The following is a 15,210-nucleotide window of genomic DNA, read 5'->3' as shown; positions in this document are numbered from 1 at the left end:
GAACAGCGCTTATGCGGCACGTGATGAACGCCGGTGCGCTTGTCCTGTTGGGGACTCGTCAGAGCAAATTGCTCACGCGCGTCCGTTTTGAATGTGGTTCGTTTTTCCATGCGCTGATGCAGCGCGGCGCAATTGAAAAGGTATCAGCGTCGCGCCACGGATGGTAGCCATTAGAAGTATGACTTTAGGTGGTGCGACGACATGTCCGCCTAAGATTACAGTATGTTAATGTGCGTGATCCGCTATTGACCCGGACGAGTCATCTTCTCCGGCTTTACAAGCCGATCGAACTCCGCAGCGGACACAAGGCCAAGACGAATTGCCTCTTCTTTCAGTGTCGTGCCGTTTGCGTGAGCAGTCTTGGCCACCTTCGCGGCATTGTCGTAACCGATCTTGGGTGCAAGCGCGGTGACGAGCATCAGCGAACGGCGCATCAATTCATCGATTCGCTTTCCATCGGCGCGGATGCCGACGATGCAATGTTCGGTAAATGAGCGCGAAACGTCTGCCATCAGTTGAATCGATTGCAGCATGCAGTGCGCCATCACCGGCTTGTAGACATTGAGCTCGAAATGTCCCTGGCTGCCCGCGACCGTGATGGCTGTCTGATTTCCGAAAATCTGGCAGCACACCATGGTCATCGCCTCGCACTGCGTCGGGTTGACCTTGCCGGGCATGATCGAGGAGCCCGGCTCGTTTTCCGGCAGGATCAGTTCGCCGAGACCGGAGCGGGGACCCGAACCGAGCAGCCGGATGTCGTTGGCGATCTTGAAAAGTCCGGTCGCGGTGGAATTGATCGCGCCATGCACGAAGACATAGGCGTCGTTCGATGCCAGCGCCTCGAATTTATTGGGCGCGGTGGTGAAGGGCAGTTTGGTGAGGGCCGCGACCTTCTTCGCGAAGAGCTTGGCGAAGCGCGGGTGGGAATTGAGGCCGGTGCCGACGGCGGTGCCGCCTTGCGCCAGCGGAGACAGATCCTTGGCGGCGGCGCGGATCCGCGCGATGCCGCTCTCGACCTGCGCGGCATAGCCGGAAAATTCCTGTCCCAGCGTCAGCGGTGTCGCATCCTGCGTGTGGGTGCGGCCGATCTTGACGATTTTCGCGAAGGCCTTTTCCTTCTGACGCAGAGCTTTCAGCAGCACAATGAGCGCCGGAACGAGGTCGTTGGCGATGCGTTCGGCGGCGGCGATGTGCATGGCCGTCGGAAACGAGTCGTTCGACGACTGACTCATGTTGACATGATCGTTCGGATGCACCGGCTTCTTGGTGCCGAGCACGCCGCCGAGCAATTCGCTGGCGCGGTTGGCGATCACCTCATTGAGATTCATGTTGGACTGCGTGCCCGAACCGGTCTGCCAGACCACCAGCGGAAAATTGCCGTCCAGTTCGCCGTCGATCACCTCGCGCGCGGCGCGGATGATCGCGCGGGCGCGGCGCTGGTCGAGCAGCCCCAGTTCGAGGTTGGTCTGCGCGGCGGCAAGTTTGACAATGGCCAGGGCGCGCACGATCGGCATCGGCATGCGTTCGTTGCCGATCCTGAAGTTGTGCCTGGACCGCTCGGTCTGCGCGCCCCAATAGTGATCCCCCGGCACCTCGATCGGTCCGAAAGTGTCGGTCTCGGTGCGCGTGGTTTTTCTCTGAGCGGCCATCGTCACTTCCAGTGTGTTGCGGGAACACGGAAGTCTGGACCTCATCAGCAAGGCATGCAACCGCGTCAGCGTTTCTCGCACCGCGAAAAACGTGGTCGCGCTTAGAAAGCCTCAAGACGATCGGGTTGAGATCGCTTGCCGATGTTACTTCTTGCGGAAGCGATCGAGGCGCACAACTTCGGCGCCTTCGCCTTGCTTCACCGGCTCTTCTTCCGTCTCGGCGGACTTTTCCGGCGCAGCCGTAACCGGGAGCGATTCCACCGGTGTATCCGCCTCGGCGGCGGGAGCATCGACGGGCTCGAACTGCAGCCCGAATTGCACCGACGGATCGAAGAAGCTCTTGATCGCGCTGAACGGGATCACAAGCCGCTCGGGAATGCCGTTGAACGACAGTCCGACCTCGAAGCGGTCATCGGTCACGACCAGATCCCAGAACTGATGCTGGAGGATGACGGTCATTTCCTGCGGATACTGCGACAGCAGGCGCGGGGAGATCTTCACGCCCTCGGCCTTGGAGAGAAATGTAATGTAGAAATGATGTTCGCCGGGAAGGCCGTGTTCGGCGGCGTCCGCGAGCACATGCTTGAGCACGCCGCGCAGCGCGTCGCGCGCGAGGACATCATAACGAATGTGATCGGTCGCCATTATCCGGTCCTGTAAAGGTCGTCTGCTCGAATTCAGATGGTGCAGGTGGCCGGACATGAATGGTCCGACTCGCCGTTCGATCCATGCTACCCGGTCATGGCCCGCAGGTCAGCCTCCGCGAAAGGCAGATCGCAGATATTCTGGCGGGCCGCAATGCAGGCGGCCAATAAATCCGGCGTGATCCAGTCCGGCGTGATCCAGAGAAAAAGTGGAGGCTTCTGTTGCCAGGTGCCTCCGAACCCCGCCTGACGGGGCTTAATCCGTCAGGACTTTAAGTCGGTATTTCAAACTGCGTTACGCAGCCTGAGCAACCGGAGCATAGTTGTCGTTTGCAACTATTGTAGAGCCCGATAACGGCGGAACAATACCGGGAAAAAGCGAGTCCTTTACGCCCTCGTCGATCCTGTTTCGCCCCCGCCGAAACCCGCCTCTTTATTGAGGATGATCCGGGTTTTGGTGGAGGCGCCGGGTGCTGCCCCCGGGTCCGAATGGTTTATTACGACGGCCATTTATTTCCATAGCCGGCGAACCGGCACCCCCAATATAGGGGGCAAATCGCGGATGCAAAAGCCCCTGGTTTGCAGCTTAGGGACAAGGCCCGACTGTTCCGGTTTGCGTCCAACGCATGCGCGCCGCATCGGAATAGCGTTTGGCCGCGGCGCATGGTCATTCTAAATCGGGCTATGTCGTCAGAAAGCATGTCTCCAGAAAGTACGTCTTCGGGAAGCACGTCCGCACTAGCCCCGCCTGACGATGCGGCGATGCCGATCCGTCCGGGACTTTTTGAGCTTTTCGTGGCCTTCGCGAAAATGTCGCTGGCCGGCTTCGGCGGCGTGCTGGTGTGGGCGCGCCGCGCCATTGTCGATCAGCATCGCTGGATGACGCCCGACGAATTCAATGAAGCCTTCGCGCTGTGCCACTTTCTGCCCGGGCCGAACATCGTCAATCTGTCGGTCGTCTTCGGCGCGCGGTTTCGCGGCATTCCGGGAAGCATCGCCGCCTTTTTCGGTCTGGTCGGCCCGCCCGTGGTGATCGTCACTGTGCTTGCGGCGATCTATGCGCGCTATGGCGAGATTCCGGCGTTGCAGCGCACGCTCGCGGGCGTGTCCTGCGCGGCCGTCGGCCTGTTTCTCGCGGTGATTGCGCGGATGATGTTGCCGCTTCTGAAGCGCCGCGACCCGGTTGCGCTGACATTGCTCGCTGGCGTGTTTGTTGCGATCGGCATTCTGCGGTTTCCACTGGTGCCTGTCCTGCTTGCCGCAATTCCCCTCAGCCTCGTGCTCACGTTCGCCACGCGAAGAAAGGCGGCAGCGTGAACTCACCGGCGAATGTCATTTTCACGATGGCGTGGACGTTCGGGTTGATGTCGCTGCTTGCGATTGGCGGCGCGAACTCGACCATTCCCGAAATGCATCGCGTCGCCGTCGAGGTCCGGCACTGGATGACCGACGCGCAGTTCGCCGACATGTTCGCGATCTCGCAACTGTCGCCGGGGCCGAATGTTCTGATCGTGACGCTGATCGGCTACCACGTTGCGGGCATTGCCGGCGCGCTGGTCGCGACATTCGCCATGTGCGGTCCGTCCGCGGTTTTTGCCTATTTCGTCAGCAACATGCTGATCCGTTCAAGCCGGTCGGCCTGGCCCGCAATCCTACAGGCGGCACTGGTTCCGATCTCGATCGGCCTGATGTGCGCGAGCGGACTTGTCCTCACACTCGCTTCGGATCGGACATGGATTGCTGCGGTGCTTACAATCGGCGCGGCCGTTGTTGCGTTCATGACCCGGCTCAATCCGCTTTGGGTGCTGGTTGTGGGCGGCCTTCTTGGTTTTGCTGGCATCGTCTGACGAAAGTAGTTAAGCAAAAGAGAGGGGACGACCCTGTGCGACAAGAACAGACCGGGCTGAAGCCCGCGACTGAGGGGGACGACAATGACTGAAGCGCCGGACAGCGCTGGGGCGAAGCCCGTGCGTGGGCTCATCAAGGGACCACAGGATTTTTGGGGCGGCGTTGCGTTGATGGGCATCGCGCTGTTCGCTCTGTGGGCAGCGAGCGATCTTCAGGGCATGCGCGGATTTTCGTTCGGTCCAGGAACCGCGCCGCGGATGTTCGCCTATTTGTTGCTGGCGCTCGGGGCAGGCGTCGCCATCACCGGATTTTTTTCGGACGGTCCGCCGCTGCAGCGTTACGGCATTCGCGGTCCTGTCTTCGTGACCCTGTCGATCCTGGCTTTCGCAGCCATGATCCGTCCGCTCGGCCTGGTCGTCTCGGCATTTGTGAGTTTCATGATCGCCGCAATGGGCAGCGACGAGACCAGGTGGACGGAAGCCGTCATTGTCGGGATCTGCCTGACGATCGGATGCGCGCTTCTGTTCCCGTATGCGCTCGGGCTGCCGCTCGAATTGTACCCACGCATTCTGCGCTGAGGGCATCATGGATCTCGATATTTTCTCGCACCTCGCCCTCGGTTTCGGCGTCGCGTTTTCGCCTGTCAATCTCGGCCTCTGCCTGATCGGCGCTCTGGTCGGCACACTTGTCGGCGTGCTGCCCGGCATCGGCACCATCGCGACCGTCGCGATGCTGCTGCCGATCACGTTCGGTCTTCCTCCGGTCGGCGCGCTGATCATGCTCGCGGGCATTTATTACGGAGCGCAGTACGGCGGCTCGACCACCTCGATCCTGGTCAACATTCCGGGCGAGGCGGGCTCCGTGGTGACCGCGCTTGACGGCTTCCAGATGGCCAAGCAGGGCCGCGCCGGTCCGGCGCTCGCCATCGCCGCCATCGGCTCGTTCTTCGCGGGCTGCGTCGCCACCGTGCTGATCGCATTGCTCGGCGCGCCGCTGACCAAGCTCGCGCTGGCGTTCGGTCCGGCGGAGTATTTCTCGCTGATGGTGCTCGGCCTGATCTTCGCCGTGGTGCTCGCGAAGGGCTCGGTTCTCAAGGCCATCGCGATGATCGCCTTCGGTGTGCTGCTGTCGATGGTCGGCTCCGACATCGAAACCGGCGCGTCGCGCATGTCTTTCAACATTCCCGAACTCGCAGACGGTCTTGGTTTCGCTACCGTGGCGATGGGTCTGTTCGGCTTCGCCGAGATCATCCGCAACCTGGACCCCGGTGCGTCGATGGACCGGGATCTGGTGCAGCAGAAGATCTCCGGATTGATGCCGACAAAGAAGGACATCAAGGATTCGACCCCCGCCATTCTGCGCGGCACGGTGCTGGGCTCGATCCTCGGCATCCTGCCCGGCGGAGGCGCGGTGATTGCGTCTTTCGCCGCCTACACGTTCGAGAAGAAGATATCGAAACATCCGCAACGTTTCGGCCGCGGCGCGATCGAAGGCGTGGCCGCTCCTGAAAGCGCCAACAACGCCGCGGCGCAGACTTCGTTCATCCCGCTGCTGACGCTCGGCATTCCGCCGAACGCCGTGATGGCGCTGATGGTCGGCGCCATGACCATTCATGGCATCGTGCCCGGTCCGCAGGTGATGCAGAAGCAGCCGGAACTGGTCTGGGGCATGATCGCCTCGATGTGGATCGGCAACCTGATGCTGCTGGTCATCAACCTGCCGATGGTGGGCGTCTGGGTGCGCCTGTTGCGGGTGCCTTACCGGCTGCTGTTTCCGTGCATCGTCATCTTCTGCGCCATCGGCATCTATTCGGTGAACAACGCGCCGATGGACGTGGTGCTGACGGCGGCCTTCGGCCTTGTTGGCTACTGGCTGGTGAAGCATGACTTCGAGCCCGCACCCATGCTGCTCGGCATGGTGCTCGGCCCGCTGATGGAAGAAAACCTGCGCCGCGCGCTTCTGATCTCGCGCGGCGACTGGTCGGTGTTCCTGACGCGGCCGCTGTCCGCCACGCTGATGGCAATTGCGGCCTTCCTGCTGATCCTCTCGCTGCTGCCCGCATTGCGCAAGAAGCGCGATGAGGTCTTCGTCGAGTCTGAAAACTGAGAAGACGTGCGGCGTTGAGCCGCGCTTCTTCCATCTGTCTTGGCGGCAAGTTGAATGGACTTTTCCGGCCCGGTGGTGCTCTGACTGCCGGGCCGGATTTTGATCGGTACTTACTCGGGAGAGCCCAATGAATTTGTTAAAGCGTATGCTTGCGACGTGCGGGTTTTCCGCGCTGACCGCCGCCGGTCTGGCTGCAGGTCCCGTCCAGGCGCAGGATTATCCGACCCGGAATATCACCATGATCGTGCCGTTCGCGGCCGGCGGTCCGACCGACGTCATCGCGCGCATCGTCACCGGCCACATGCAGCAGACCCTTGGCCAGACCATCGTGATCGAAAACGTGGTCGGAGCCGGCGGCACCACCGCATCGACGCGCGCATCCAAGGCCGCGCCGGACGGTTACACCCTGATCACCGGCCACATGGGCACCCACGCTGCGTCGGTGCCGCTGTATCCGAAGCTCGCCTATCATCCCTCCAGGGATTTCGAACCGGTCGGCCTCGTGGCCGGCACGCCGATCCTGATCCTGGCGCGCAAGGACTTCCCGCCGAAGGATCTCAAGGAATTCGTGGCCTACCTGAAGGCCAACACCGACAAGCTCAATGAAGCGCATGCGGGCGTCGGCTCGGTGTCCTACACCTCGTGCCAGCTTCTGGACTCGGTGCTGAAGATCAATCCCACCGGCGTGCCGTTCAACGGCACCGGACCAGCGATGAACGCGCTGGTCGGCGGACAGGTCGACTACATGTGCGACCAGATCGTCAACGCCGTGCCGCAGATCAAGGGCGGCACCATCAAGGCCTACGCCGTGGCGACGCCTGAGCGCAATCCGTCGCTGCCGGACGTTCCGACCACCGCGGAAGCCGGTTTGCCCGAGTATCAGGCCCAGGCCTGGAACGCGATCTTCGCACCGAAGGGCACGCCGGCCCCGATCGTGGCCAAGCTCAACGCCGCGCTGGTCAAGGCGCTGGATGATGAAGGCGTCAAGAAGCGCCTGCTCGACCTCGGCAGCGTGATTCCGAAGCCGGAGGAGCGCACGCCGGAATCGCTGAAGAAACTGGTCGACAGCGAAATCACCAAGTGGTCGGGCGTGCTCAAGCCGCTCAACTGAGAACCGGTTGAAATCAAGCAGTTAAGCAGGGGCGGGACGCAGGTTCCGCCCCTTGTCTTTGGGCCCTGGGCGACCACTTTTCAGGGTATAATTCCCTTCCGGGAATCACATCGGCGCAGACGCGAGCCCCGTCTCACGGCTAGATAGACCCATGAACCAGTATCACGATCTGCTCGAACGCATTCTCGCCGACGGTGCGAAAAAGACCGACCGCACCGGGACCGGGACGCTGTCGATTTTCGGTCACCAGATGCGGTTCAATCTGGCGTCGGGGTTTCCGATGCTCACCACCAAGAAGCTGCATCTGAAGTCGATCGTCCATGAACTGTTGTGGTTTCTGGCGGGCGACACCAACATCAAATATCTGAACGACAACGGCGTGCGCATCTGGGACGAGTGGGCCGACGAGAACGGCAATCTCGGCCCGGTCTACGGTTCGCAGTGGCGTTCATGGCCCGCGCCGGATGGCGGCACGATTGACCAGATTTCCAATGTGATCGAGATGATCCGGAAAAATCCGGACTCGCGCCGCCTGATCGTCAGTGCGTGGAATCCGGCGGAAGTGGACAAGATGGCGTTGCCGCCGTGCCATTGCCTGTTCCAGTTCTATGTCGCGAACGGCAAGCTGTCGTGCCAGCTTTATCAACGCTCCGCCGACGTCTTCCTCGGCGTGCCGTTCAACATCGCGTCCTACGCGCTGCTGACCATGATGGTCGCGCAGGTGACGGGACTGAAGCCGGGCGACTTCGTGCATTCGTTCGGCGACACTCATCTTTATCTCAATCATCTCGATCAGGCGCGGCTGCAGCTCACGCGCCCGACGCGTCCGCTGCCGACCATGAAGATCAATCCCGATGTGAAGGACATCTTCTCGTTCCGCTACGAGGACTTCACGCTCGAGAACTACGACCCGCATCCGCACATCAAGGCCGAGGTTGCGGTGTGAGCGCGCCGACGGTCTCACGTCTGCAGATCGTCTTTGTCGTCGCCGTCGCGGAGAATGGCGTGATCGGCCTCAATAATGCGATGCCGTGGCATCTCAGGTCCGATCTCAAGCGCCTCAAGGCGATCACGATGGGGCGGCCTGTCATTATGGGCCGCAAGACATACGCCTCCATCGGACGCCCTTTGCCGGGCCGTACCAACATCGTTGTGACGCGCGACAAGGCTTTTCAGGCGCCGGGCATTGTGGTTGCGACATCGCTCGATGCCGCGCGCGATGTTGCGCAGGGCGATGCGCTGCGGCGTTTCGTCACTGAGATCATGGTGATCGGCGGCGCCGAGATCTTTGCGCAATGGTTGACCAAAGCCGACAGGCTGGAAATCACTGAGGTTCATGCGACACCGGAAGGCGACACGTTCCTGAAGCCGGTGGATCTTGCTGAATGGCAGGAAACAGCAAGAACCCGCCATTCAAGGGCGGACGGCGATACGGTCGATTTCTCCTACGTCACCTATGAAAGACGGCGCTAGGACCTGCGATGCATAGTGCCGCACGCTGCGGCATTAACTCCGTTTCGCGATGTTTCCATTGACAAATTTACCCCGCACCATAGCTCTCGAGGCACAACGCCCTGCGTTGTAAGGACCGGGCGCGTCCCCTATAAGGCCCCAAGAGTTTTGATGCGTTCGACGAGTTTCCAGCAGTTTGCGGAGCGCCAGCTTCGCGCGGAGGAGATTGACGATGCCGTGGAAGAATCAAGGCGGAGGCCCCTGGGGCTCCGGTCCGAAGGGTCCCTGGGGCTCCGGACCGCAATCGCCAGGCCCGAGGCCGCCCGATCTTGAGGACCTTCTGCGGCGCGGTCAGGACAAGCTGCAGACGATGCTTCCGGGAGGAAACTTCAGCGGCGTCGGCATCGCGCTGGTGCTGGTCGCCGCGCTGGCGATCTGGGGACTGTCCGGTTTCTTCCGCGTCCAATCCGAAGAACTCGGCGTCGTGCTGCGGTTCGGCAAGCATGTCCGCACCGTTCAGCCTGGCCTGAACTATCATCTGCCGTATCCAATCGAGACCGTGCTGCTGCCGAAGGCGCTGCGCGTATCCACACTCAGCATCGGCATGCGCGTGGTCGACGACTCGCGCCGCGGCGGCGGCACAACTATTCGCGATGTGCCGGAAGAAAGCCTTATGCTGACCGGCGACGAAAACATCGTCGACGTGGATTTCACCGTACTCTGGCGCATCAAGCCGGATGGCGTCGGTGACTTCCTTTTCAACATTCAGAATCCGGAAGGCACCGTGAAGGCGGTCGCGGAAAGCGCGATGCGCGACGTGATCGGCCGCTCGCAGATCCAGCCGATCCTGACCGGTGCGCGCACGCAGACCGAAGCTGCCGTGCTCGAACTGATGCAGAAGACGCTCGACAGTTACGGCGCCGGCATCCTGATCCAGCAGGTGCAGATGCAGAAGGTCGATCCGCCGCAGCAGGTCATCGACGCATTCCGCGATGTTCAGGCGGCCCGCGCCGATTTCGAGCGTGTTCAGAACGAAGCGCAGACCTATGCCAACCGCATCATCCCTGATGCGCGCGGCCGTGCTGCGCAGATTCTGCAGGTCGCCGAAGGCTACAAGGAGCAGGCGGTCGCCGAAGCCAAGGGCCAGAGCGCGCGCTTCCTGAAGGTCTATGAAGAATACAAGAAGGCGCCGGACGTCACGCGGCAGCGCATCTATCTGGAAACGATGGAGCGCGTGCTCGGCGGATCTGACAAGCTCGTGCTCGATCAGGGCGTGAACGGGTCGGGGCCGGGCGTCGTGCCTTATCTGCCATTGAACGAGATTGGACGCCGCACAACGCCGGCAGCGCCGCAACAGGGCGGGAGCAACCGATGAAAAACGGCATCGCAGGTATCGTCGCTCTTTTCGTGGTGTTGGTCGCCGTCGTGGTCGGCTACAGTTCGCTGTTCACTGTAAGCGAGACGCAGCAGGTTCTGCTGGTTCGCCTCGGCGAGCCGGTGCGTGTCGTCACCACACCCGGTCTGAACTTCAAGGTGCCGTTCATCGACACCGTGATCAGCATCGACAAGCGCATTCTCGATCTGGAAAACCCGGCACAGGAAGTGATCGCGTCGGACCAGAAGCGTCTCGTCGTTGATGCTTTCGCACGCTATCGCATCAAGGATCCGCTGCGGTTCTATCAGACCCTCGGTTCGATCCAGGCCGCCAACATCCAGCTTACCACGCTGCTGAACGCGTCGCTGCGCCGCGTGCTCGGTGAAGTCACCTTCATCAACGTGGTGCGTGACGAGCGCGATGTGCTGATGAGCCGGATTCAGAAGCAGCTCGACCGCGAAACCACGAGCTACGGCATTTCGGTGGTGGACGTTCGTATCCGCCGTGCCGATTTGCCTGAGCAGAACAGCCAGGCGGTCTATCAGCGCATGCAGACCGAACGCCAGCGCGAAGCAGCCGAGTTCCGCGCGCAGGGCGGCCAGAAGGCGCAGGAAATCCGCTCCCGTGCCGACCGCGAAGCCACGGTGATCATCGCCGACGCCAATTCGCAGGCGGAACAGATCCGCGGTGAAGGCGACGGCGAGCGCAACCGTCTGTTCGCCGAGGCCTATGGCAAGGATGCGGACTTCTTCGCGTTCTATCGCTCGATGTCGGCCTATGAGGCCAGCCTGAAGAGCAATGACACCCGCTTCCTGCTGCGGCCGGATTCGGAGTTCTTCCGGTACTTCGCAAATCCGGCTGGCAAGCCTGCGGCCGCTACCGGCGCCGCGCGTTAAGATGCAGCGCGCGGGGCGGAATTGGGCAGGAGCCGTGATCGGATGAAGTCGTTCGGTTACGGTGACCTTCTTGTCGGGATTGGAGTCATGCTGGTTCTGGAGGGCCTCTTGTTTACGGCGCTCCCGAACTGGATGCGCTCAGCGATGCAAAGTGCATTGGCATCGCCGGACAATATCCTGCGCATCGTCGGGCTTGTATCTGCGGTGATCGGTCTGTTTCTGATCTGGCTGGTGCGTCACTAAGGATCCAGCCCGGCTGACGCTGTTGTGAGACGCATGGCCGGGTTTTTGCCGCAATCCCCCGGTTGATCGCTGGAACTCCGCGCAATGGCAGTGCTTGCGTACCCATCGCTTTCAGGCGCAATCTGGCGCCGAATTCTCAGCCTCTTTTCAGGAGACTTTCCGACCATGTCCGATGCGCTTCAAGCATTGAGCCGCCGCGTCTTGCCGCTTGCCGCGGCTGTTGGGCTTGCCCTCGCCGCAACACCGGCGCTGGCCCGCGGGCCGGACGGCATCGCCGATGTCGCCGAGAAGGTGATTGACGCCGTCGTCAACATCTCGACCTCGCAGACGGTGGAGGCCAAGAACAACGACGGGGATAAAGGCAGCGACGAGCGTGGCAACCGGCGCGGCGCCAATCCGCAGCTTCCGCCGGATTCGCCCTTCAGCGAATTCTTCGATGAGTTCTTCAAGAACCGCCGTGGCGGTCCCGGCGGCAACAATTCGCCGCGCAAGGTGAACTCGCTCGGCTCCGGTTTCATTATCGACACCGACGGCACGGTTGTGACCAACAATCACGTCATCGCCGACGCCGACGAAATCAACGTCATTCTCAACGACGGCACCAAGATCAAGGCCGAGCTGATCGGCAAGGACAAGAAGAGCGATCTGGCGGTGCTGAAGTTCAAGCCGCCGGAGAAGAAGCTCACAGCGGTGAAATTCGGCAATTCCGACAATCTGCGTCTCGGCGAATGGGTGATCGCGATCGGCAATCCGTTCAGCCTTGGCGGCACGGTGACCGCCGGCATCGTCTCGGCACGTAACCGCGACATCAATTCCGGCCCATACGACAACTACATCCAGACCGACGCAGCGATCAATCGCGGCAATTCGGGCGGCCCGCTGTTCAATCTGGACGGTGAGGTCGTGGGCGTGAACACCGCGATTATCTCGCCGTCGGGTGGCTCGATCGGCATCGGCTTCGCCGTGCCGTCGAAGACCGTGGTTGCCGTGGTCGATCAGCTTCGCCAGTTCAAGGAAGTGCGGCGTGGCTGGCTCGGCGTTCGCATCCAGCAGGTGACCGATGAAATCGCCGACAGTCTCAGCATCAAGCCGGCACGCGGCGCATTGATCGCAGGCGTCGATGACAAGGGGCCTGCCAAGCCGGCCGGCATCGAGCCGGGCGATGTCGTCATCAAGTTCGACGGCAAGGACATCAAGGAGATGAAGGATCTTCCGCGCGCCGTGGCCGACTCGCCGGTCGGCAAGGCGGTGGATGTCGTCGTCATCCGCAAGGGCAAGGAAGAGACCAAAAAGGTGACATTGGGTCGCCTCGATGACGGCGAGAAGCCCGTTGAGGCCTCGGCCAAGACCACCGGCCCGGCCGAACCCGAGAAGACCGTCACGCAGAAGGCGCTCGGCCTCGATCTCGCCGGTCTCACCAAGGATCTGCGCAGCCGTTTCAAGATCAAGGACAGCGTCAAGGGCGTCATCGTCACTGGCGTCGATCGCGGCTCGGATGCGGCCGAAAAGCGCCTCAGCGCCGGCGACGTGATCGTCGAGGTCGCGCAGGAGGCCGTCACCAACGCCGCCGATGTGAAAAAGCGGATCGACCAGTTGAAGAAGGACGGCAAGAAGTCCGTGCTGCTGCTCGTCTCGAACGGTTCCGGCGAACTGCGCTTCGTCGCGCTGGCGGTCAACTGAAACGTTACGCCGCACTGAATGCAAAATGCCCGGCGCGAGCCGGGCACTTTTGTTTGCGGATGTCTCCGCGATTGGCGTCAGCTTGAGACGAACTCTGAGCGCTTGTAACCCTGAATATATAGCAGCGCGGTGAGATCGCCGTGGTCGATGCGCATGCCGGCCGCGGCGGCGACTGCGGGCTTGGCATGATAGGCGACGCCGGCGCCGGCCTGTTCGATCATGGCGAGGTCGTTGGCGCCGTCGCCGACCACCATCGTGTCCAGATTGTCGAAATCGAAGGACTCGCGCAGGTCCACCAGCGTTGCGAGCTTCGCCTCGCGTCCCAGGATCGGCTCGGCGACCTTGCCGGTCAGCTTGCCGTTCTCGACCAGCAATTCGTTGGCACGGTTTTCCTGGAATCCGATCATCTCGGCCACACGTTTCGTGAACAGCGTAAAACCGCCGGAGACGAGGCAGGTGTAAGCGCCGTTGGCGCGCATGGTGCGCACCAGTTCGACCGCGCCGGGCGTGAGCTTAATGCGGTTCTTGAGGGTCTCATCGACAACCGTGACCGGAAGGTCTTTCAGCAGTGCCACGCGCTCGCGCAGCGCCGGCTCGAATGCGATCTCGCCGCGCATGGCGCGCTCGGTGATCGCCGCGACATGCGCCTTGAGACCGGCGAAGTCCGCAAGCTCGTCGATGCATTCCTGCCCGATCATGGTTGAGTCCATATCGGCGAGCAGCAGCTTCTTGCGCCGGTCGGCCTGCGGCTGCACCACCACATCGACCGGCAATTCGCTGAGGGCCGCGCGCAGGCGATCCGAAATTGTGCGAATGTCGTCGGTGCTGCTAAAGCGGATGTCGGCGGCCACCTCGTCGAACAGCCATTCCGCCTGGGACGGAGAGGGAAGTGCGGCGCAGGCCGCGTCGATCACGGTGGTGTCGAGTTGGGGATCGGCAGGATTGCTGATGAGCGTGGCGACAAGAGACATGACGGCTCGATGATGAAAGATAGCGGAAACGGGACGGGCGGTGCCAAGGCCGTGCTTATCGCAGGGCCGACGGCCAGCGGCAAGTCGGCGCTGGCGCTCGCGCTGGCGGAGGCCACCGGCGGCATCGTTATCAATACCGATTCCATGCAGGTCTATCGGGATTTGCGGATCATCACCGCGCGTCCGACGCCTGCGGACGAAGCGCGAGTCCCGCACCGGCTCTATGGCACCTGCGATGCCGCGATCAATTGTTCCGCCGGCTCGTGGGTGACGGATGCAGCCGCGGCGTTGGCCGAAACGCGGGCGGCCGCGCGTCTGCCGATCTTCATCGGCGGCACGGGACTTTATTTCAAGGCGCTGACGCGGGGCCTGTCGGCTGTGCCGCCTATCCCGCAGGATGTGCGCGACAGCGTGCGCGCGCGCATGGAGCGTGATGGCGTCGAGGCCCTGCATGCGGAACTGGCGCGGCGCGATCCGGTGTCGGGCGCGAAACTAAAACCTCGCGACAGTGCGCGTATCGCACGCGCACTGGAGGTGATCGAGGCGACGGGCCGCGCGCTGCCGGATTGGCATAGCGAAGGCCTGCCGCCGCTGCTCGAACCGGACGGCGTCAAAGCCATATTCCTCGCGCCGGACCGCAAGGACCTTTATGCCCGGATCGACAAGCGTTTCACGGTGATGATGGACGCGGGCGCGCTGGATGAAGTCGCCGCGCTCGCCGCGCGCAAGCTCGATCCGATGCTGCCCGCCATGAAAGCCCATGGCGTCCCGGCGCTGATCCGCTATCTCGCGGGCGAAGTCACGCTGGAGCAGGCGATCTATACCGGCCAGATCGACACCCGCCATTACGCCAAGCGGCAGTTCACCTGGTTCAGGCACCAACTGCCGGAATTCGAATGGGTGGCGCCCGATGCCGCCCGCGAATGGGTCACCCGTAAACTTTCGCTCTCGCCAAATGCGATGAAACCGGTAAGCTCAGGAACCTCAGCGCGGGCTTGACTTTCCCCCAACGGGCCGTATAACCCGCGCAACCTTTGGAAAATGACGGCGTAAGATGCGCAATAAAGTTACCGACCTTCTTATTATCGTCGTAACCCGGCACACCGCTGGGGGTAGCTGACGGCTACCCACGACAGAGCGGTGTGCACAGGGTCCTTTCGGGGCCCTTTTTTATTGGCGCGCACGGCCCGGATCATCCGGGCGATGCGCAAAAGACGGACGTAGACAGCGCCACG

At 62.1% G+C, this 15,210-nt stretch carries 15 protein-coding genes and 1 other RNA gene; 12 read left to right on the top strand and 4 right to left on the bottom strand.

The window, feature by feature from the left end; all coding sequences use genetic code 11:
- Positions 1-242: 242 nt before the first annotated feature.
- From fumC to ssrA, 3 genes are all read right to left on the bottom strand, one after another.
- On the bottom strand, positions 243-1,649 hold the full coding sequence (gene fumC, locus HMPREF9696_RS09990) for a class II fumarate hydratase (RefSeq protein ID WP_002712872.1): 1,407 nt from the start codon (positions 1,647-1,649) through the stop codon (positions 243-245).
- A gap of 144 nt (positions 1,650-1,793) precedes the next feature.
- Entirely contained in the window at positions 1,794-2,294 is a 501-nt protein-coding gene (locus HMPREF9696_RS09985) for an SspB family protein (RefSeq protein ID WP_002712871.1), read from the bottom strand.
- 207 nt (positions 2,295-2,501) lie between these two features.
- Positions 2,502-2,867: a transfer-messenger RNA gene (gene ssrA, locus HMPREF9696_RS21255) on the bottom strand.
- Between the two features lie 188 nt (positions 2,868-3,055).
- Here ssrA and HMPREF9696_RS09980 point away from each other — a divergent pair.
- From HMPREF9696_RS09980 to HMPREF9696_RS09930, 11 genes are all read left to right on the top strand, one after another.
- Positions 3,056-3,610, top strand: coding sequence for a chromate transporter (locus HMPREF9696_RS09980; protein WP_002712869.1), 555 nt, complete (start codon positions 3,056-3,058; stop codon positions 3,608-3,610).
- A gap of 26 nt (positions 3,611-3,636) precedes the next feature.
- Entirely contained in the window at positions 3,637-4,140 is a 504-nt protein-coding gene (locus HMPREF9696_RS09975; protein ID WP_430642293.1) for a chromate transporter, read from the top strand.
- A gap of 84 nt (positions 4,141-4,224) precedes the next feature.
- Positions 4,225-4,719: a tripartite tricarboxylate transporter TctB family protein gene (locus HMPREF9696_RS09970; protein WP_002712867.1), complete on the top strand. Its 495-nt coding sequence runs from the start codon at positions 4,225-4,227 to the stop codon at positions 4,717-4,719.
- A 7-nt stretch (positions 4,720-4,726) separates the two neighbouring features.
- On the top strand, positions 4,727-6,247 hold the full coding sequence (locus HMPREF9696_RS09965; protein WP_002712866.1) for a tripartite tricarboxylate transporter permease: 1,521 nt from the start codon (positions 4,727-4,729) through the stop codon (positions 6,245-6,247).
- Between the two features lie 127 nt (positions 6,248-6,374).
- A complete protein-coding gene (locus tag HMPREF9696_RS09960) occupies positions 6,375-7,358 on the top strand; it encodes a tripartite tricarboxylate transporter substrate binding protein BugD (RefSeq protein ID WP_002712865.1) in 984 nt (327 codons plus the stop codon).
- 151 nt (positions 7,359-7,509) lie between these two features.
- Positions 7,510-8,304, top strand: a complete 795-nt coding sequence (locus HMPREF9696_RS09955; RefSeq protein WP_002712864.1) for a thymidylate synthase — start codon at positions 7,510-7,512, stop codon at positions 8,302-8,304.
- Positions 8,301-8,831, top strand: a complete 531-nt coding sequence (locus tag HMPREF9696_RS09950) for a dihydrofolate reductase (RefSeq protein WP_002712863.1) — start codon at positions 8,301-8,303, stop codon at positions 8,829-8,831. The genes HMPREF9696_RS09955 and HMPREF9696_RS09950 overlap by 4 nt, the downstream gene beginning before the upstream one ends.
- A gap of 211 nt (positions 8,832-9,042) precedes the next feature.
- Positions 9,043-10,185 carry an FtsH protease activity modulator HflK gene (gene hflK, locus HMPREF9696_RS09945; protein ID WP_002712862.1) on the top strand — a complete coding sequence of 381 codons (1,143 nt, stop codon included), beginning with the start codon at positions 9,043-9,045 and terminating at the stop codon, positions 10,183-10,185.
- The gene (gene hflC, locus HMPREF9696_RS09940; protein ID WP_002712861.1) at positions 10,182-11,081 is read left to right on the top strand and encodes a protease modulator HflC; all 900 of its coding nucleotides are present in this window, start codon (positions 10,182-10,184) and stop codon (positions 11,079-11,081) included. Before hflK ends, hflC begins: the two co-directional genes overlap by 4 nt.
- 42 nt (positions 11,082-11,123) lie before the next feature.
- Positions 11,124-11,324 (top strand): DUF2065 domain-containing protein, encoded by a 201-nt coding sequence (locus HMPREF9696_RS09935; protein ID WP_002712860.1) that lies wholly within the window; start codon positions 11,124-11,126, stop codon positions 11,322-11,324.
- A gap of 165 nt (positions 11,325-11,489) precedes the next feature.
- Positions 11,490-13,004, top strand: coding sequence for a DegQ family serine endoprotease (locus HMPREF9696_RS09930; protein WP_002712859.1), 1,515 nt, complete (start codon positions 11,490-11,492; stop codon positions 13,002-13,004).
- A gap of 77 nt (positions 13,005-13,081) precedes the next feature.
- On the opposite strand, the gene serB is transcribed toward HMPREF9696_RS09930, so the two are convergent.
- Positions 13,082-13,975, bottom strand: coding sequence for a phosphoserine phosphatase SerB (gene serB / locus HMPREF9696_RS09925; RefSeq protein WP_002712858.1), 894 nt, complete (start codon positions 13,973-13,975; stop codon positions 13,082-13,084).
- A 9-nt stretch (positions 13,976-13,984) separates the two neighbouring features.
- Between serB and miaA the strand changes: the two genes are divergently transcribed.
- On the top strand, positions 13,985-14,974 hold the full coding sequence (miaA, locus tag HMPREF9696_RS09920; RefSeq protein WP_002712857.1) for a tRNA (adenosine(37)-N6)-dimethylallyltransferase MiaA: 990 nt from the start codon (positions 13,985-13,987) through the stop codon (positions 14,972-14,974).
- Positions 14,975-15,210: the final 236 nt, after the last annotated feature.

Origin of the sequence: Afipia clevelandensis ATCC 49720, assembly GCF_000336555.1 — a bacterium.
GTDB lineage: Bacteria > Pseudomonadota > Alphaproteobacteria > Rhizobiales > Xanthobacteraceae > Afipia > Afipia clevelandensis.
The sequence above is the reverse complement of the archived record's forward strand: the minus strand, read 5'-3'. Positions and strand labels throughout refer to the sequence as shown.